The organism is Syntrophomonas sp. (genome assembly GCF_028707975.1).
GTDB lineage: Bacteria > Bacillota > Syntrophomonadia > Syntrophomonadales > Syntrophomonadaceae > Syntrophomonas.
In genome coordinates this window covers 1-18224 of record NZ_JAQVZX010000039.1, presented here as the reverse complement: position 1 = coordinate 18224, position 18224 = coordinate 1, and the positions used below count along the sequence as shown (strand labels likewise).

The 18224-nt window shown below is 47.2% G+C and carries 21 protein-coding genes; 2 read left to right on the top strand and 19 right to left on the bottom strand.

The features are described 5' to 3' along the window. Positions 1-22: 22 nt before the first annotated feature. Complete coding sequence (locus tag PHP87_RS06790) at positions 23-682, bottom strand: thiamine diphosphokinase (RefSeq protein ID WP_299919861.1); 660 nt, start codon at positions 680-682, stop codon at positions 23-25. Positions 683-997: 315 nt separating this feature from the next. On the opposite strand from PHP87_RS06790, the gene PHP87_RS06785 reads away from it, so the two are divergent. Next, complete coding sequence (locus tag PHP87_RS06785; RefSeq protein ID WP_299919860.1) at positions 998-1171, top strand: 4Fe-4S binding protein; 174 nt, start codon at positions 998-1000, stop codon at positions 1169-1171. Positions 1172-1272: 101 nt separating this feature from the next. On the opposite strand, the gene PHP87_RS06780 is transcribed toward PHP87_RS06785, so the two are convergent. Continuing rightward, on the bottom strand, positions 1273-1731 hold the full coding sequence (locus PHP87_RS06780; protein WP_299919858.1) for a tRNA (cytidine(34)-2'-O)-methyltransferase: 459 nt from the start codon (positions 1729-1731) through the stop codon (positions 1273-1275). Between the two features lie 235 nt (positions 1732-1966). Between PHP87_RS06780 and PHP87_RS06775 the strand changes: the two genes are divergently transcribed. After that, on the top strand, positions 1967-2947 hold the full coding sequence (locus tag PHP87_RS06775) for a SpoIID/LytB domain-containing protein (protein WP_299919857.1): 981 nt from the start codon (positions 1967-1969) through the stop codon (positions 2945-2947). Between the two features lie 13 nt (positions 2948-2960). On the opposite strand, the gene PHP87_RS06770 is transcribed toward PHP87_RS06775, so the two are convergent. The 17 genes from PHP87_RS06770 to PHP87_RS06690 form a co-directional block, all read right to left on the bottom strand. After that, entirely contained in the window at positions 2961-3857 is an 897-nt protein-coding gene (locus tag PHP87_RS06770; RefSeq protein WP_299919856.1) for a DMT family transporter, read from the bottom strand. Beyond that, a complete protein-coding gene (locus tag PHP87_RS06765; protein WP_299919854.1) occupies positions 3854-4618 on the bottom strand; it encodes an ABC transporter ATP-binding protein in 765 nt (254 codons plus the stop codon). Before PHP87_RS06765 ends, PHP87_RS06770 begins: the two co-directional genes overlap by 4 nt. Further along, the gene (locus PHP87_RS06760) at positions 4606-5502 is read right to left on the bottom strand and encodes a branched-chain amino acid ABC transporter permease (RefSeq protein ID WP_299919853.1); all 897 of its coding nucleotides are present in this window, start codon (positions 5500-5502) and stop codon (positions 4606-4608) included. The genes PHP87_RS06765 and PHP87_RS06760 overlap by 13 nt, the downstream gene beginning before the upstream one ends. Before the next feature lie 2 nt (positions 5503-5504). After that, a complete protein-coding gene (locus PHP87_RS06755) occupies positions 5505-6380 on the bottom strand; it encodes a branched-chain amino acid ABC transporter permease (RefSeq protein WP_299919850.1) in 876 nt (291 codons plus the stop codon). A 341-nt stretch (positions 6381-6721) separates the two neighbouring features. Further along, complete coding sequence (locus PHP87_RS06750) at positions 6722-7915, bottom strand: ABC transporter substrate-binding protein (RefSeq protein ID WP_299919849.1); 1194 nt, start codon at positions 7913-7915, stop codon at positions 6722-6724. 362 nt (positions 7916-8277) lie between these two features. Next, entirely contained in the window at positions 8278-8931 is a 654-nt protein-coding gene (locus tag PHP87_RS06745) for a YkgJ family cysteine cluster protein (RefSeq protein ID WP_299919848.1), read from the bottom strand. 73 nt (positions 8932-9004) lie between these two features. Next, positions 9005-9451 carry a ribonuclease HI gene (gene rnhA, locus PHP87_RS06740; protein ID WP_299919847.1) on the bottom strand — a complete coding sequence of 149 codons (447 nt, stop codon included), beginning with the start codon at positions 9449-9451 and terminating at the stop codon, positions 9005-9007. Between the two features lie 2 nt (positions 9452-9453). Continuing rightward, positions 9454-9741 carry a late competence development ComFB family protein gene (locus PHP87_RS06735; protein ID WP_299919846.1) on the bottom strand — a complete coding sequence of 96 codons (288 nt, stop codon included), beginning with the start codon at positions 9739-9741 and terminating at the stop codon, positions 9454-9456. Between the two features lie 180 nt (positions 9742-9921). Next, complete coding sequence (locus PHP87_RS06730) at positions 9922-10227, bottom strand: FmdB family zinc ribbon protein (RefSeq protein WP_299919845.1); 306 nt, start codon at positions 10225-10227, stop codon at positions 9922-9924. A gap of 243 nt (positions 10228-10470) precedes the next feature. Next, positions 10471-11193: a type II CAAX endopeptidase family protein gene (locus PHP87_RS06725; RefSeq protein ID WP_299919844.1), complete on the bottom strand. Its 723-nt coding sequence runs from the start codon at positions 11191-11193 to the stop codon at positions 10471-10473. A 197-nt stretch (positions 11194-11390) separates the two neighbouring features. Beyond that, complete coding sequence (locus PHP87_RS06720; RefSeq protein WP_299919842.1) at positions 11391-11822, bottom strand: hypothetical protein; 432 nt, start codon at positions 11820-11822, stop codon at positions 11391-11393. A gap of 542 nt (positions 11823-12364) precedes the next feature. Further along, positions 12365-13300 (bottom strand): electron transfer flavoprotein subunit alpha/FixB family protein, encoded by a 936-nt coding sequence (locus tag PHP87_RS06715; RefSeq protein WP_299919841.1) that lies wholly within the window; start codon positions 13298-13300, stop codon positions 12365-12367. A 6-nt stretch (positions 13301-13306) separates the two neighbouring features. Continuing rightward, entirely contained in the window at positions 13307-14062 is a 756-nt protein-coding gene (locus tag PHP87_RS06710) for an electron transfer flavoprotein subunit beta/FixA family protein (RefSeq protein WP_299919840.1), read from the bottom strand. Positions 14063-14086: 24 nt separating this feature from the next. Further along, positions 14087-14371: a ferredoxin family protein gene (locus tag PHP87_RS06705; RefSeq protein ID WP_299919838.1), complete on the bottom strand. Its 285-nt coding sequence runs from the start codon at positions 14369-14371 to the stop codon at positions 14087-14089. Next, positions 14368-15654, bottom strand: coding sequence for an FAD-dependent oxidoreductase (locus PHP87_RS06700; protein ID WP_299919836.1), 1287 nt, complete (start codon positions 15652-15654; stop codon positions 14368-14370). The genes PHP87_RS06705 and PHP87_RS06700 overlap by 4 nt, the downstream gene beginning before the upstream one ends. A gap of 327 nt (positions 15655-15981) precedes the next feature. Beyond that, positions 15982-17127, bottom strand: a complete 1146-nt coding sequence (locus tag PHP87_RS06695) for an acyl-CoA dehydrogenase family protein (RefSeq protein ID WP_299919834.1) — start codon at positions 17125-17127, stop codon at positions 15982-15984. Positions 17128-17351: 224 nt separating this feature from the next. After that, positions 17352-17789 (bottom strand): MarR family transcriptional regulator, encoded by a 438-nt coding sequence (locus tag PHP87_RS06690; RefSeq protein ID WP_299919832.1) that lies wholly within the window; start codon positions 17787-17789, stop codon positions 17352-17354. Between the last annotated feature and the right edge of the window lie 435 nt (positions 17790-18224).

Genomic DNA, 18224 nt, shown 5'->3' with positions numbered 1-18224 from the left:
TACTCTTCTTCCCGATCCTGGCTTATTCCGGAAACTGGCCAGCTGCTTCCTGGGGGTAATGGAATACAGCCAAAACCCCATCTCTTATAGAAACTTCTCCAAATTTTCCGGTAAGTACATTGGATATACCATAGGGATTTTCCATATTCATTATGATATCCTCAATTTCGTACTCAAATCCCCTCTCATATACTCCATGGGCTTCTTCACTGAGTGCCAGCACCGATACCAGATCACCCTGGCAACCTTCGAATATTATGTTTTCCGTTACCAGATAAACTACACATTCAGGAGAATAGTGCATAATCTTAATTCCTTGCCGGGCCAGTTCCAGGCTAGAAAAGAGATTAGCCAGGGTATGATCCAATCTTTTTCCCAGAGTTCCCAATAAAACAATCTCATTAGCCCCCAATCTATCTGCTATGGAAAGGGCTAGCTGGGTATCAGTATAATCTTTACGCTGGGGATACTTTCTCATCTCTACCTGTTTAGCCGAGAAATACTCCCTTACTTCAGTCCGGATGGAGTCAAGGTCCCCTATAATCATGGAGGGAACTACACCCATGGCAAAAGCATAATTGGCCCCCCCATCAGCACATACTACCAAATCAGCAGTAGAAAAAAGATGATGGTAAAGGTCTATTCTTCCATACTCACCGTTGGCCATTATTACGCATTTCATCTTTAGTCTCCTCTTCTTAATCTTGATTCCGCTACAAAAACCGGGTGCTGCGTCCATGCTTCGCCAATGCTCGCTTTGTATATTCATGCAACCCTTATGCAACAAAAGAGGTTTTTGCAGTAGAGTCATATATGGATAGCAGCAATAATCCTTAGAACTGAGGATCGGATTACCACCCATTGAATAATATTTTAGCAGATATTTGTCACGCTTAACACATCTGCGATAATCGGCTGTTTCGGGTAAATTAAATTGACAAACAAAAATGCGTTAATTATAATTCTTATAGTTTTATACAGTAAAGGAGGGAGCCTAGTGTCCTATATCATCACAGACGAATGTATTTCTTGTGGAATATGTGTAGATGAATGCCCGGTAGAAGCTATTAGTGAGGGTGAAGATAAATTTGAAATCGATCCTGAGCTGTGCACGGAATGTGGGTCTTGCGCTGATGTTTGCCCAGTAGAAGCCCCTATCCCAGTAGAATAAAAAACAATTGCATGATTATGGATAAAGCAAAAACCCCGGCCGGGGTTTTTGCTTTTTTTAAAGCTTTTCCGACAAGGTGGTAGTCCTTCAGATGGCTTGGGCTAGCGCAAACCGGGGAAAGAATTCTGTCTCAATGCTTCGTACAAGATAATAGCTGCGGAATTAGACAGATTAAGTGAACGGCCTATGTCACGCATGGGAATGCGGATATGACTATCGGGAAAGCAGTTTAAAATAGAAATAGATAATCCACTGCTTTCCCGGCCAAATACCAGCCAGCTGTCTTCCCGGTAGCTTACCTGATGATATGAGTGTTTTGCCCGGGTAGTGGCCAGATAAAATGCGGCCCCGTTGTTTGCCTCCAGTAAATCCCAAAAATTTTCCCATAGCTGTACCTCAACCTGATCCCAATAGTCCAGACCCGCTCTTTTCAAAAAACGATCAGCTAGTGAAAATCCCAACGGTTTGACCAGGTGTAAAGTCGTTTTGGTCAAAGCGCAGCTTCGAGCTATATTCCCAGTATTCTGGGGAATTTCCGGCTCCACCAGCACAATATGCAATTGCGCCCCTCCTAAAAGTGAATTTTTTTGACCTTGTGCGTTTTCCCGCAAATCTTAGCAATAATTCCCCTTAATCTTTCCCTGCAATAAAACTTAATGACCCAGATTAGCGTTTATTCTAAAAGACCATTATATATCAGCAGCATTGTCTTGCCCAGTTTTAAAGTCCCTAAGTTTGCCAGACATAAGGCTATTGCCCCAGGGAAAACTAGTCAAAAAGAAAGGAGCGATCTGCTTGTTACGGAAGAATAAATGTCTGGCTATCCTGGTTTCCATTTTACTTATTTCCATTTTAGCCGCTGCCGGCGGCTGCCAGAAGCAAGCCCAAAAGCCGGCCCCCAAACCCTTAAAGCCAGTAAAGCTGGCTCCCGAGGTAAGTAAATATAAGACGGAACCAAGCATCACTCTGTTTCGAAAAACCACCGGGGAAAAACAGAATTTAAAGCTGGAGCAGTACCTGAAAGGGGTTGTAGCAGCAGAAATCGGACCCAAATATCCTACGGAAGCACTTAAAGCCCAGGCAGTTGTTGCTCGGACCATGACTCTGGCCCTCCTGGAATATGAAAATGGTACCCGGCAAAAGCACAATACCGATGCCAGTGACGATCATACGGAATTTCAAGCCTACGATGAAAAGAAAATAACCCCGGCCATTTCTAAGGCGGTGGATGCCACCCGGGGGCAGGTTCTAACCCATAATGGGAAATTTGTTTATGCCCTCTTTCACTCTCTATCCAAAGACAAGACCGCCAGCATAACGGAAGGTTTTCCTAAACTAAAAAACAAGGCCTCAGCTTATATTGTTCCGGTAAGTACCAACGGCATAAAATATGCCCCCGCTAAATACAAAAACTGGACGGTAAAAGTACCCCGCTGGGAAATTAGGAATATTCTGGGAAGTAAAGCTGGTTCTCTGGATGATATAAGAATAAGCAAGAGAGGTCCTTCCGGTCGCGCCCTGACCATAAGCGCCGGCAAGACTTCCATCTCTGCTGCCATGCTGCGCGAGAAAATAGGTTTTGACCGCTTGTACTCCACGGTGTTTAGCAGTGTTAAGGCAGAGAGCAATTATATCATCTTTAAAGGCAACGGCTGGGGTCACGGCTGCGGAATGGAGCAATGGGGAGCTTATACCATGGCCAAAGAAGGCAAAAAAGCTCGGGGAATCGCGGAACACTACTTCCCCGGCACCCGCTTGACCACACTTTATAAATAGAAATGTGATTCTATCATCTCCGTTTTCCGCCTTCCGTCCTCCGTTCTCCGCTGCGAGCCTCATTGACAGCCGCCACATAAATGCCCAGGAGGATGAGGACTCCACCTATCATTTGGTACCAGAGCAACAGCTCACCAAATACAAGAAAAGCAAGTATACTGGCTCCCACTGATTCTCCCAGTATCGATACAGCTACAATGGGAGCCTTTACATATTTCAAAGCCCAGTTGAGAATCCCGTGTCCAGCTAGGCCCGGTCCCAGGGCCAGCAATAAAAACAAAATCCATTCCCGCGGGGGATAGGAAACCAAAGGCAAACCAGCCAGAGCCGAAGCCGGAAGCAAAACCAGAACCGCGACCAGCGCTACCATAGAGGTATAAGGCCAGACATCCACCCGCACCCGCACATAGCGTCCGATGATAAAATAAACCGCAACAAAAAAACCACTCAGCAAAGCCAGCATATCTCCATAAATTCGTCCTGAACCCAGGTCACCGCCGGCAATGAGGCTGCTGCCCAAAACGGCTACTATTATACCGGCTATCACCTGCTGTTTCATCTTTTCCCGGAGAATAAAAATGGAAAAAAGCAAAACAAAAATCACCTGCAGGTTGGTAAAAAGCACCGAACTGGGAATGCTGGTATAGTTGAGGGAGCTAATCCAGAAGGCAAAATGCAGGGCCAGGAAGAACCCCGCTATTATAATTAGAATAAAATCCCGGCGGGGCATCTTCTTGATATTGGGAAAGATATCCCTGCTTCCCAGCAGGGCTGCCAGGCCAGCAGTGAAAACTACGCGATATAGGGCAATTATCATGGCGGGCGCGGTCGAAAACCTTATAATAATAGATGATGTGGCCATACAAAGTACGGAAAAGAAAATCAAAGCATATATTAAAACAGGTCTCATGCCCCAACTCCCAGATACGACTGTATTACCCTTTCATCATTCTTTATTTCCTCTGGTGGACCCTCGGCAATCTTTCTTCCGTAATCCAGTACGGCGATACGCTCACATATATTCATCACCAGGCTCATATCATGCTCCACCAGCAAAATAGTAAGCTTCATTTCCTGCCTGATTTGCTCAATTAATTTCATCAACTCGACTTTTTCCCCGCTGTTCATGCCGGCGGCGGGCTCATCCAGCAATAACAAACTAGGCTTTAATGCCAGGGCCCGGGCAATCTCCAGCCGCCTTTGCTCCCCATAGGCCAGGTTGTCGGCATATTCCATCTTCTTGTCGTAAAGACCTACCAGCTCCAGCAATTCCTCGGCCCGGCTCTTAATCTCCTTTTCTTCCCGCAGCATGGAGGGCAGTCCCAGTAGGCTTTTAAAGAAGCCGCTGCGGCTGATGCCGTGGCTACCGACCCGCACATTGTCCAGAACCGAAAGCTTGTTAAAAAGACGGATATTTTGAAAGGTTCGGCCTATACCCAGCCGCGCGATATTATGGGTGGTCATCCGGTTGATCCTGCGTTCCTTAAAAATCAAGTCCCCTTCACTGGGAATATATATACCGGTGATAATATTAAACAGGGTGGTTTTACCCGCCCCATTGGGACCGATAATACCAAATATCTCCCCTTCCTCCACCACCATATTCACCCCATCCAGGGCCCTCAAACCTCCGAACTCCTGGCTGATTCCTTCCAGGGTCAAGACTGACATGTTTTCACCTCTTTTCGTCCCCAGCGCTTTTTAAGGTCATATATGCGGACATCGCCTAAAATCCCATTGGGACGGAAAATCATCAAAATCACCAAGAGGGCTCCGTAGAAGAGAAGCCGGTATTCCGCCACAATACGCAGCATTTCCGGGGCCAGGGTAAGTATAAAAGAGCCCAGAATGGTGCCGGGAATGCTCCCCATTCCACCCAGGATAACCATATTTAAGAGCTCAATCGACTTCATAAAGCCAAAATCCTGGGGATTAATATAATACATATAGTGGGAGTACAGGCCTCCCCCCAGGCCGCCTAAAAAAGAACCAACCGTAAAGGCCAGTATCTTTAGACGAGTGGTGTCAATCCCGGTTGATGCAGCGGCTATCTCGTTTTCCCTGATAGCATAAAAGGCCCGCCCCATACGGGATTTTAACAAACGGGTATTAAGGGCGATAATGAGCAGAGCAATAAGCCATACGGTAATAAAGTTGGTATGCTGGGGAATACCCGATAATCCCACTGCTTTGCCTCCCGGTTCAAAATTAAGAAAAAATACCCGTATGATTTCCGCAAAACCGATAGTAACCATGGCCAGGTAGTCGCCTTCCAGACGCAGGGTGGGTATGCCGATCAAAAAGCCAAAAAACGCCGCTACCATAGCCCCGGCAAGTAGTGCCATGAGATAGGAAAAACCAAATTGCATGGAAAGAATGGCCGAGGTATAGGCGCCAATGCTCATAAATCCGGCATGTCCCATGGATAACTGGCCGGTAACACCGGTAATCAGGTTCAAGCCCAGGGCCAGGATAATATTTATTCCCAGCAAAATCATTATGCGCAGGTAATAGGGATCAATGTATTGGGTTATTGCTGCATCCAGACCATTCACTATTACACCTTCTTCGATATCTTCTGCCCCATCAAGCCCTGGGGACGAATCAACAAAACCAGAATTAACATGCCGAAAGCAATAGCGTCCTTATAAGAGGAAGAAAGGTAGGCCACCCCCATTATTTCCATTATCCCCAGGCTCAAACCGCCAATCATGGCTCCCGGTATGGAGCCTATCCCCCCCATCACCGCCGCCGCAAAGGCCTTTAAGCCGGCCATCATCCCCATATAGGGCCAAACCGCATTGTAGTATACCCCTACCATTACCCCCCCGGCAGCAGCCAGAGCTGAGCCCACCGCAAAGGTGAAGGAGATGACCCGGTTAACATTAATCCCCATCAAATAGGAAGCATCCAGATCTTGCGAACAGGCCCGCATGGCTTTGCCTATACGGGTCTTCTGCACCATGAATTGCAGTCCGAGCATCAACAGAGCCGAAACTGCCAGGATGAGAATCTGCATGAGGGAAAAATCCAGCGAGCCCAGATGGAAAGTGTGATGGGCAATGACATCTGGATAACGGTGGGTATTGGTTCCGGCCATTAGGGCCATCAAGGTGGAAAGAAAAATTGAAACTCCAATCGCACTGATCAGAGCTGAAAGACGGCTGGACTTGCCCCGGAGGGGGCGATAGGCTATCCGTTCAACTAAAATCCCCAGAAGCATGCAGAAAAGCATGGCTCCCAGCATAGCTACTATCAGGTTGACCCCGAAGAATGAAACCAGAATAAGCCCGGCAAAAGCCCCAAACATGTATATCTCGCCATGAGCAAAATTAATTAGTTGGACTATTCCGTAAACCATGGTATAACCCAGGGCAATCAAAGCATAGGTACTTCCCAAGGTCAGACCGTTCAGCAATTGTTCCCAGAACATAAGTTTCCTCCCTGTTGGCGCGATTATTGTTACGATTATGGTAATGTCACTGCAAAAGTTGTTAATATGCATCCGTTTGCATAAAATATACCGCTCAGCAACCTTAATAGCAACACCCGCAGGGTGGAACCCGAAGGGTGCAGGGTGCTGCATCCATGCTTCGCCAACGCTCGCTTTGTATATTAATACAACCCTTATGCCACATTTAGCTGTTTTGCAGTGGAGTCTTCCAATGGGTATTGTAAAAAAGTCCTCCCGGGCGCTTTTACAATACCCCTAAAAGGCCGATGATAGCCCGCCCCATCCGGGGGCGGCTATCACTTCGTTCTAACTTTCAGGCCTTATTGAACATTTACCGGAATCTTTTCCAATAGATAAAACTCCCCATCTTTAACCGTAATAAGGCAAATCGGGCTCTTTATTGGTTCACGGTCAGCCCTAAAGGTAGTGTTTCCAGAGACTCCCGGATAATCCTTTAACTTGGCTAATTCGTTCTTGAACACTGAAGGATCGCTGCTCTTGGCATCGGTCATAGCTTTGGCCAGGATCATAACCGCATCATAATACTGAGCGGAGAACATATCCGGTTGCTCTTTAAATCTTTCTTCATACTTTTTGATAAAAGCGGCCGTCTCGGGGCTGGGCTGGTCACTGCTGAAGCCGCAGTAGTATATTACTTTTTCTTCCACCGCATCTTTGCCCAGTTTAATCAAGTCGTGTCCATAGAGGCCATCTCCACCCAAGAGGGTGATATCCAGTCCTTGTTTTTTGGCTTCATTTTGCAGCAGGGCTGCTTCACGGTAATAGCCGGTAAATACCAGAACATCGGCTCCGGCATTCTTCAGTTTGGTAATCTGGGCGGTGAAATCCGTTTCCCCATTATTTATTGTATCTTCGATTACAATCTTCCCGCCTTTGGCCTTGATGGCTTCCTGGAAAACTGGAGTAAGGGCAGTGCTATAACCAATATTAAGCGAAGTTATTATGGCAAAGTTCTTCCATCCTTTGCTGTTCATCATCCAGTCAACCACAGAAGGAACAGCGAATTGGTCCAAAAGGGTGTTGCGGAATACATAATCCCCAATTTCTACCACTTCGGTGCCAGTGGCTCCAGCGGAAAATATAACCACTTTATTCTTTTGAGCTATATCAGCAGCCACTTTGGTTAGACCAGTACAGGGATCGCCCACCATAGCCACAACTTTATCCCTAGTAATGTATTTGGTGGCAATCAGGGCTATTTCTGAATTTTCACCTTTATTATCCTCATAAACCCCTACTACCCTCTTACCCAATATACCGCCCTGGGCATTCAAATCATCAATAGCCATTTCCATTCCCTTTTTACCGGGAATGCCATAGTTAGCCACATCACCGGTAGTGGCTCCCAGGAAACCCAGCTTAATTACTTCCTGGCTCTGGTCCGCATCCTTATTATCCTCAGTATTTTCCTTGCTGCTGCAGCCGGCGAGCATAGCTACTGCCAGAAGCAGGCAGAGCAATATAACCCATCTCGATTTTCTTCCCCTTAACAAAATCCTTCCCCTCCCTTTATCGTTATGCCATGAAATAACTAAATTTCTTAGTTTTCTCACCTCCAAAACTCAAAATGCACCAAGTTATATATTCCTTTTAACGGCTGAAAATCCTGCACGAGCAGGAAAAAAAGCTGAAAAGAAAGCCCGCGGTCGAAGACCGCCCCTACAATTCCCTTCGGTCGCCATTGCGTTGTTGCGCCTGATTCGGAACGACACGGGGGTCGTCCCCTACACACCCTGAGGCCGCTTTTAAGGTAGCAGCCTGGTGTTCCACCATGCGGGTGTCGCTACTGAGGTAGCTGAGCGGTATATTTATGCACACTAATGCATATTTGTAACTTTTTGTAGTAACATCATTTTTAAACGCTGGTAGCGGTAAAAGCCGAGAGAGGAATATCGCGGTAATCATCAGCCTGTAAGAAAAGCTGAACCCGGGGATCAAAGCGGTACTCGTCCATTAGCCTTTTAAACATCAAATCAAAACTGCTCAAAGCTCCGCTTCCCTTGCTGTTGATAAGTCCTTCTTGTTCGGCAAACAACTGGGTGGCCGCCGAACCGCTCCAGCAGATGGAATAAATCAGTTGCTCGCTATCCCCCATCAACTGGCAGCAGATATAAAAACGGCAGATAAGAGAGCGTAAGGGGTAAATACTACAAATGTTATCCTGTAAAAATATGCAGGGATTGGGCCTCATCCGAATAATTCCCGCTTCCAGTTTCTCCGCATCGAAAAAGTCAGCGGTCAGGAATTCCTTATAAGTCAAGTTAAAATGAGCGGCCATCTTTTTGAAGGAGATAAGGTCGGGGATTACATAAGCTGTCTGACAGCAATTATGCAAGCACCCCCGGCAAGCGGCGTGGTTACCGGCAGCATAGGATTTGAAAAGCTCGTTGTCATCACAGAGAGGCTGCCAGAGATCCAGCAAATCCTGAGCACTGGCTTCTCCTTCTAGTCTAATGCCTACCGCCGGTCTTCCCTGTTCCATTCCGGTATATAGTTCCAGCTTCTTCACAAGTTATCCTCCACAGAACAAGACGAATTTTTTGACTGAACAATAGTGGTAGCGCAGGATGGAGTATAACCACTTAGCTCAGCCTGCTTTTTATGGCATTACGGGCCAACTGGTCACAGCGTTCATTCCACTTGTTGCCGGAATGACCTTTAACTTTTTCTACTTGTACTCGATTCTTACGCAGCAAAGGGATAAGTTCTTTCCATAGATCCTGGTTGGCCACATCCTCTTTTTTGCTGTTCTTCCAGCCATTCCTTTGCCAATTCTCCAGCCAACCCCTTTGAATCGCATTAACAAAATAGGCGCTATCGGAATAAACCCTGATCTCCCATCCGCTGACCTTTATAGCCTTCAAAGCTTCTATTACCGCCATTAATTCCATGCGCTGGTTGGTAGTATCGGCTTCAGCCCCGGCGATTTCTTTTTTATGCTCTCCATAGCGAAGAACTGCGCCCCAGCCTCCCGGACCAGGATTTCCCGAACAGGCCCCATCAGTGTATATTATTATTTCTTTCGCCACAGCTACTCCACTCCATGCCGGGGATTGGCATTTACTCTCTCCACCGCATCAGCCACCACAACCAGCAGCGCTATCTTTAAATCTTTTTCCAAAAAGGCGGCTTTAGAGATAGTTTTACCCCGGTCACTGGCCACATAACGAGGTTTCATCTGATTCAAAGCCAGAGCACAGATGTCAGCTATACACCGGTCACAGCGGCACTTTCCTGGCCGGTGTTCAATTACTTCATTAATGCATTCCCAAACCAGTTCCTCTACAATATTAATGACCCGCATGTTACCAATCTCCATTAAGCCCACCTGCTCATTATAATATTTGCAATAACTCCCGCAAACCCTCCACCAGATAATCCGCTTCCGCTACTTTCCAGCCAGCATCAGGAGCTAACCATATAGCGGTCATGCCCGCTTTTATTCCTAATTACCCTATTTTACTAGTTCTACATAAAAAATGATTCCCCTTTAAGGGAATCAGGCTTCCGCAATCTTTTTATCGCTGGCATCGGACTGCTTGACGAAAGATCCTACATCACCATCCAGTAGAGCCTGGTTGTCCTTTTGCCTTTCCTTATTTATGGCCCGGGCTTTATCCTTAAGTTGCTGCTGGTTATCGGTAGCATAAAATCCGGAACCTTTGAAGACAATGGCCACATTTTTACTTATTAACCTTTCCACCTTGCCTCCACAACTGGGACATTCGGCCAGGGATTCCTCCGTAATTTTCTGCACCTTTTCAAAACGCCCACAGTTTTCACAGCGATAGTCATAAACTGGCATTTACTTCACCCTCCATCAAATATGATTTTAGCAAAAAATCACCATTTAACTGCTCCAGAAATTATTTTACACATACTTATCCCCTATTTTCAAGTAAAGCGTGGTATAGGCGTAAGATATAAGGAGCCTTGCAGGCCACCCATACCCTCCTTACCCCTTACGGCTTTCATTAGTTCTTGTTTCCTTTGGGTTATGGGGGTTGATAGTATCTCCCCCTCAATTTTAAGCGTTCCTTGCCGGTACTTATACATTAATCAGGCTAAAGTATACAAAAACAGCCATTACTCCGTTCCATACTCCGTGGGCCAGCATAGTAACCAGGATGCTCCCGGTTTTTTCATAAAAATAGCAGAGTACGGCGCCACCCACAGCCAGTGGTATAGTTCGCCAAAAATCCCAGTGGGCCAGGCCAAAAATCAAACCAGCTACAATTGCTCCCCATAGAGGACCAAGGTAACCCCTTACCACCGGGTATATCATTCCCCGGTAAAAAAGCTCTTCCGAAACCGGCGCCAGCACTGCTCCCATTACCAAGAGCATTATGAATTCAGAACTCCCTTGAACTGAACGGAGCATCTCTTCAATAATTTGGGGTTGGATGTCGGGTTGCAGGTAATTGATAGGCAAACTCAGTAACAGTACCAGCAGCATTAATAGTAAGCCACCGAGAATTCCATATTGCCAGTAGTTGCTCCAGCTGGTATTATTAAGACCCAGATCATCTAAGCTGGCATTATTAGCAAAAACACTTAAAAAAAGAACCAATAAAACAGTAGCCAAAAATTGAAATATATAAGCTACCGCAAAAAATGCCATTTCAGTCTGCGGCATCCCTATAGCCAGCATTATAAAACTTATATCTTCGCCGAGAAAGCTGAACAGCAAGCCGGAGAGCAATATTCCCAAATACACCAGTATTGGCTCCAAGCAGTTCCACTTCAGCTGCTGTCCATTAACCCCTTCCAAGAAAATCCCCCTTTCTTATCTCTCTAATTATACACCTTATTTTTTTGCTTTTTGGGGAAAAACTATAAGGGAGAAGGAGGTTGATAAGCTTTGAGTCCAATGCTTTTTATTATTCTTTTAACCCTGCTTGTGGTACTTATGCTCTACTGGGTAATTTCCAGCCTGGATACACGTAAAAAAAATGAAGAAAGGGAAGCTTATATCCACAAAAGGTTAAAAAGCACCAACAGAGAATAGGTGAAGAATAAGAGGGCACTGCTTCTTTCCATTTTCCAGTTGAAGACTTCTTTTAGCACTCTTTGGCCCTGGAAAAAACGCTTGAAGGCTAATCCAAGAACGAGCAAATGAACTAGTTCGAAGGCAGCAAAAAGCACGGTAAAACCAAGGATAACGGGATTGGCTACTATCAAGATTACCAGTAAAAAATAGCTTGCTTCCAATAGAAGGGAAAAAATGAGCATAAGCCCTATGCGGACCTGGCTCTTGCTCCCCATCTCTATCATCCAATTGGCCAAAGAATTTAATAGCTCCAGCTCAAAGCTCTCCGGATTACCTTTGATAATTTTAATGAAGTAAATGGAATACAGTAAAAAGATGCTTAGCGCCAGGAAGCCTAGAGTTAGTTCCATTCCCTTCACGACCTTTCCTATTGCTGCCAATACCAGCCTGATGTTTCCGCCGGGGGGGCATCTTCACCTCATTATAAAAATATATACCAGGGAGGAAACAAGAGCAAGGAAAACGAGATGGAAAAAACATAAGCCCCCTGATTGACCGGGAGGCAGTAAAATACTAAATATTGATGTCACTGCAAAAAGTTGTAAATATGCATTAGCGTGGATAAATATACCGCTCAGCTACCTCAGTAGCGACACCCGCAGGGTGGAACACCCTGCGTACCCGCAACCTTAATAGTGACATCCGCAGGATGGAACACCAGGAGTACCCGAAGGGTGAAGGGTGCAGGGTGCTACCTCAAAAGCGACCTCAGTGTGTGTAGGGAACGACCCCCGTGTCGTTCCGAATCAGGCGCAACAACCCAATGGCGACCGAAGGGCATTGTAGGGGCGGTCTTCGACCGGCCGCTTTCAGCTTCGCCAGCGCTTTGTATACTTATGCAACCCTTATGCAACAAAAAGGTTTTGCAGTAGAGTCAACATTACAACTTGTTTTAAGCAAGGGCGTCATTGAGCTCTTTGACCACCTGGTGCAAATCAGCCACCATGGAATAGTCGGCTATTTGGTGTATATAAGCATTTTCATCGGAATTGACGGCTACCATCACCTGGGCATCGCGGATGCCCACCGTAAACTGCACCTGTCCGGAAATACCTAGCAAAACAGCCAAATCCGGCTGACACTTCTTGCCGGAAAGCCCGACAACCCTGTCTTCCGGCAGCCATTTCTTGTCTGTTGCCAACGGTTTGGAACAGGCCACCTCTCCTCCAAGCTTCTTCGCCAGGCTTTCCACTGATGCCAGATCTTCCTGGCTGTTCAAGCCCTGTCCTACCACTACCAGCACCGGAGCTTCTTCTATATCTACACTGCTGCTGTCCTTGGCTCGAAATTCCAGCAATTTAACCCGGGAAGGCAGAACTTCCACCGCTAGTTCAACGATACTGCCGCCATCTTGGGCCGAAGCCGGGGTAAAAGCCCGCGGCACTATAACCAGCACCTGTTTATCACCATCTATATACTGGGTGGCTACTGTTGCCCCTCCCAACGCATTTCGCTGGCAGTGAATTTGCTCTCCTTCCACCTTGACAGCGGAAATATCCGTCAAACAACCCGCTCCCAGCATCTGGGCCAGACGCCCAGCCAGTTCACGGCCCCGACGATTGGAGGATAGCAGTACTATCGAACAATCGAGTTGCCCAGAAGCCTCTTTTAAAGCTGCGGCCACCGTGGCGACATCAGCCGGAATCACGGCCGGGTTTTCTATTTTATATACCCTGACCCCGGCGGCCGATAAAAGATTGCTCTGACTTGCATTGTTAATACAAGCCACCTTTACTTCCAGGCCCCGGGCATCAGCAATTAAACGGGCCACAGTTAATAGTTCCAGAGCCAGGTTATCCTTATCACTATAAATCAATATTCCTGCCATATCTCCCTACCTCCCGATCAGGTTTTCGCCCTTAAGGGCCGCTACCAGTTCGTCCACAGTCTTGACGGCTACCCGCTTGCGATCACTTTCGGGAGCCAGGTTGCTCTCTGTCTTTATCGGACAGATATCAACCAGGTCTAAACCTAGATCGCCAATTTCCAAGATTTCTTTGGGCTTTTTCCCCGCTTTTAGTATCTGGGTTACGGAAGCTATACGCGGCTCATTGATCCCGGAAATGACCGTTACCACCGCCGGCAGTCCTAGTTCCACCAGTTCTTCACCGTCTTCCAGGGAACGACTTACCCGCAAGCTGTCTTCCTGAACCTCAATAGCGGAAGCATAACCCAGCTGAGGTAGGCCCAGGATCTCCGCCACGCGCGAGCCTACCTGGCCGGAATAGTTGTCTCCACTGCCCTCGCCAAAGATAATCAAGTCTACCTTCTCTATGCGCTGGATGGCAGCAGCCAGTATTCTTGCGACCTCTGCACTACCCAGCTTATCCAACTCATCATCGATGATGAGCAGAGCTTCATCTGCTCCAGCGGCCAAAGCTTCCTTGGCCGTATCTTCCAGTTCCTCGTTACCGGCGGAAAGCAAGACAACCTTCCCCCCCTGGGCTTCTTTAATCTGCACCGCAGCCTCCAGTGCGTTCTTGTCTATAGCTCCCAGAGTCCAGGGCACATCTTCCAATACCGGTTGCCGGTTACGAATCCTTATTTGCTGCAAATCAGGTATTTGTTTCATAGCTACTACAACATTCATCTTTCTATCCCCCTACTATGTTCCCTAGCCGAAGCGAAATTGTACTCCGCTTCCGCCGCCGGGATAATTCCATTCCAGCACCTCGGTACCGCAAGCCAGACGGCAAGTACCGCATTCCAGGCAGCCATCAATGGTAAATTCAACGGTACCCTCGGCATTTTCGCTATAGAGTCCAGCCGGGCATACCAGAACCGCCCGTTTTAGGCGTGCATCTTTCTCCATTCCCGACTTGATTTTTATATGTGCTTCTTTATCGGCTTTGAAAACATCTAATCCCAGCTTGGCCTTCAATCCTAATATTTCACTCATATTTTCATCACCTTCCTCACATCCCCCAACATTGACCATAACTCACCCAAGCCAAGATATTGCTTTATAGTCGGGTAGAGTCGATTCTTGGGGCCGGCAGGAACAGCATATATATCCCGCATCATATTCCCCAGCATTTCCGGGTAATGCTGGAATATCCTGGGGTTATCCAGTGCATAAGGGGCTTCCTGGAAATTCTTAAAGTCTTCCATAACAAAGCTCTGGTTAAGGAGTTCCTGGTATACAGCCAGTCCCCGGACACTAAAGTCTTCCGCCTTTTTGGCTGCAATCACGGCCTGGGCCGCATAATAGCCGGAGGCCAGAGCATATTCCATGCCTCGAACCGTAACTCCGATATTCATGGAAAAACCAGCGGCATCACCAGCTACTAGAATACCATCCCCAAAGAGTTTGCTTAGAGCTTTGTAGCCCCCCTCTGGAATGGCATGGGCGGAATACTCCACCGTCTCCCCGCCTTTTATCAAAACAGCTATTTCCGGACGTTGTTTAAATTCATCCAAGAGCAGAGGAGCCTGTACAGCTGGTTGGCCCTGCATCAAATCCTTGATGCCCACCACTAAACCCAGGCTTATACTATCCTTGTTAGTATAGAGGAAACCGCCACCAAACTTGCCCCGGGTTACCTCGCCCATAAACATGCGAGCCAGGCCTTCATCGCCCTCCAGGCCAAAACGCTCATTAATCACAGTTTTATCCAATTCAATAACTTCTTTGAAACCTACGGCAAAGTCCTCCGGCTTACCCGGCTGGCGTAGACCCGCCTTTTCTGCTACCAGAGACAGTACCCCATCGCAGGCAATTACCACATCAGCATAGAGCTCATCCCCTCCAGCTACGACCCCGCTTACCCGGCCATCCTCTTTTATCAAATCATCAACCCTGGTTTTATCAACCAGCATAGCTCCTTTTCTTTCCGCCTGTTTGGCCAGCCAGCGATCGAACTTGGCTCTAAGTATGCTGTAGCTCTGGTAGGGCTCCTGACGCAGCTCGTCTCCTTCATAATTAATGGTCAAGGAACGCTCCCGGCTCATTATAGTTACACCTTCATGGCTGATAAATCGCTCCAAGGGGGCCTTTTTCCACAATTCGGGGAAGAACTCGCGCACCGGGTTAAGATAGAGACGCCCACCGGTCACATTCTTGGCTCCGGGGTAGTCACCCCTTTCCAGTACCAGAACTTCCAGGCCTTCCCCGGCCAGGGTATAGGCCGCTGCCAGACCCGCCAAACCGGCTCCTACAATGATTACATCGAATTTCTCCATATAAGCTTCACCTCCTGGGATTTCCGCATTTATCTCCCTGAATAAAGGAACTGCAAAAAGTTATTAATGTTTATTGGCTTGTATAAATATACCGCTCGCAGCCTTCGCATGGGCAACACCTACGGCTTGTCTCGCGGCTCAAGGGGTACCGCGCTAATCTCCCGTCCATGGGAGTAGCGCTCTCGCGACCTCCTGTCGCTCGCCCCCTTTCGCCTGCTCGCCTTCGCCAGGTGCTGCATCCATGCTTCGCCAACGCTCGCTTTGTATCTTTATGCAACCCTTATGCAACAAAAAGGGGTTTTTGCAATGGATTCAATGCTATCATCTTTAGCTTTTGCTCCTTAAAATAGAAGACGCCACAATCATTTTTTGCATATCGGCTACCCCTTCGATTTCCGGTCCAATTATGGCATCGCGATAAACCCGTTCAATAGTATAATCTCTCATAAGTCCATAAGAACCATGAACGTCAACCGCTATACGGGCGGCATCCACCACATTGTCACCACAATAAGCCTTGACCAGGGCAGCCTCAGCGGCAAATTTGCCCGGATCTTTTATATCATTGGCCAGGCAGCCCAGGCGATAGCACAACCAGCGCGCGGTTTCATACTTAATAGCCAGATCGGCGATTTTAAGCTGAATGGCCTGAAATTTTGCTATGGGTTGACCCCGGTGAGTTTTTTCCCGGGCATATTTACTGGCCTCCTCCAGAGCCGCCAGAGTGCCACCCAGGGCAGCAGTACTGGTGCCTATCTTGCCCAGGGCAATCCCCATCAGGAGAATGGGGAAACCCTGGCCTACTTTGCCCAGCAGGTTATCCGCCGGCACTTTTACATCCTTCATATAAACATCCAGCAATTGTCCCCCATGCATGCCTATTTTTTCCCAGGGCTCGGAGATAGAGTAGCCTTCGGCCCCCTTGTCAACGATGAAAGCAGTCACTTCCTTGCTTTCCATCTCGCGGGCAAATACCACCATAGCTCCAGGGTAATTAGCATTGGAGATAAAACGCTTGGTTCCGTTAAGTATATAGAAATCACCCTGTTTTACGGCGGTAGTGGTAATCTGTTTGGGGTCAGAACCGGTTCCCGGTTCGGTAAAAGCGAAGGATACGATGTGCTTAGCCTTACAGCCTGGAATCATGTACTTTTTCTTCTGTTCTTCGGTTCCAAATGCGGATATGGCCCCCAAACCCAGGGTATGGGCGGCCATAGTCATGGCTATACCACCAGAAACCTTGGCTATCTGCTCCATAGCCAGAACATAGCCATCATAACCCCCATCGGCCCCACCGTACTCTTCCGGGAAGGGAATGCCAAAAAGGTCCAGCTCCGCCATTCCTGCTAAAATCTCCTCGGGAATTTTACTCTCCTCGTCAATCTGTTTAGCTACAGGAGCTATGCTTTTCTCGGCAAACTCCTGGGCCATCTGTTGAATTAAGGACTGCTCCTTGCTCAGGTTAAAATCCACAATATACAACCCCCTTATATCCTTTTTTTAACATCCTATTACTTTTGTGCTAATTTAGTTTAAACATTAGTCATTGCCTTATAAACAAATAATATCATATCTGAAAAAGACAACCAAGAAGAACGCTCCAGCTAATTTGAATAAATAAACCCGGACAGTAAATGCCCGGGATCTTAATTCCCTTTTCCTGGCTTTTTGTCCATTGAGTACAACAACAGTTCTTCCTAGTTGCTGCTCTTGTTCAATTGTTTATCTATAAGATCCAGAGAATGCTGAAATATTTGGGAAATTTGCGGTTCAACAATCTGCCTGATATATTTGTTGAAATCAAGAGCCGTTGGTACCAGGCGATTTTCAGCCAGTTCCTGGCCTTTTTCCGTAAGGTATATTTTAAGGCTGCGCCGGTCTTCCGGATCTTCTTTTCTCTCCACCAGGTCTTCTTTTACCAAACGATCAATTAACCCGGTAATTGCAGGGCTATCCAGTTGGATACGAGTGGCTATGTCTTTCACACTGGTACCGAGATGATCCATCACATCAAATATCACAAAGCTCTGGGCGGCGGTGACCCCGTGTTCAAGACAGCGGTTGTTATACATGCGGCTTATTTTGCGGGACAGGGCATTTAAGCGAAAACACCAAAAAGTAGTAAAGTCTAACATGCTAAACTCCTATTCATTTATATTTGGCAGATCCGGGAACACATTTATTGGTTCCCGGAAAATAGGGGGTTTTGAATTATTAATACCTTAATAATTATTATGGGAATAGTGCCTTTATTATTAAACTTTATTTATCTACCTGCTGTCAAGGGAGCGGGCATGGGGACGGTTCTTTTCTTGCTAAACCCCCATGCCCGCAACCTTAATAGTGACACCCGCAGGGTGGAACACCAGGAGTACCCGCAGGGTGAAGGCTACAACCAGCGATGAAAAGTGGGTTAGTAGGTGCTTGAATAGTAAGGTGTAGTAGGGAATAACCCCCGCACTTTTATGAAGGTTTGGGATAGAAACGCGTTTTCAGGCTGTCCCGCAGTTCGCCCCGCAGGTCAGGATGAGCAACGGAGATTAGTTCCAGGGCTCTTTCTCTTCTGCTCT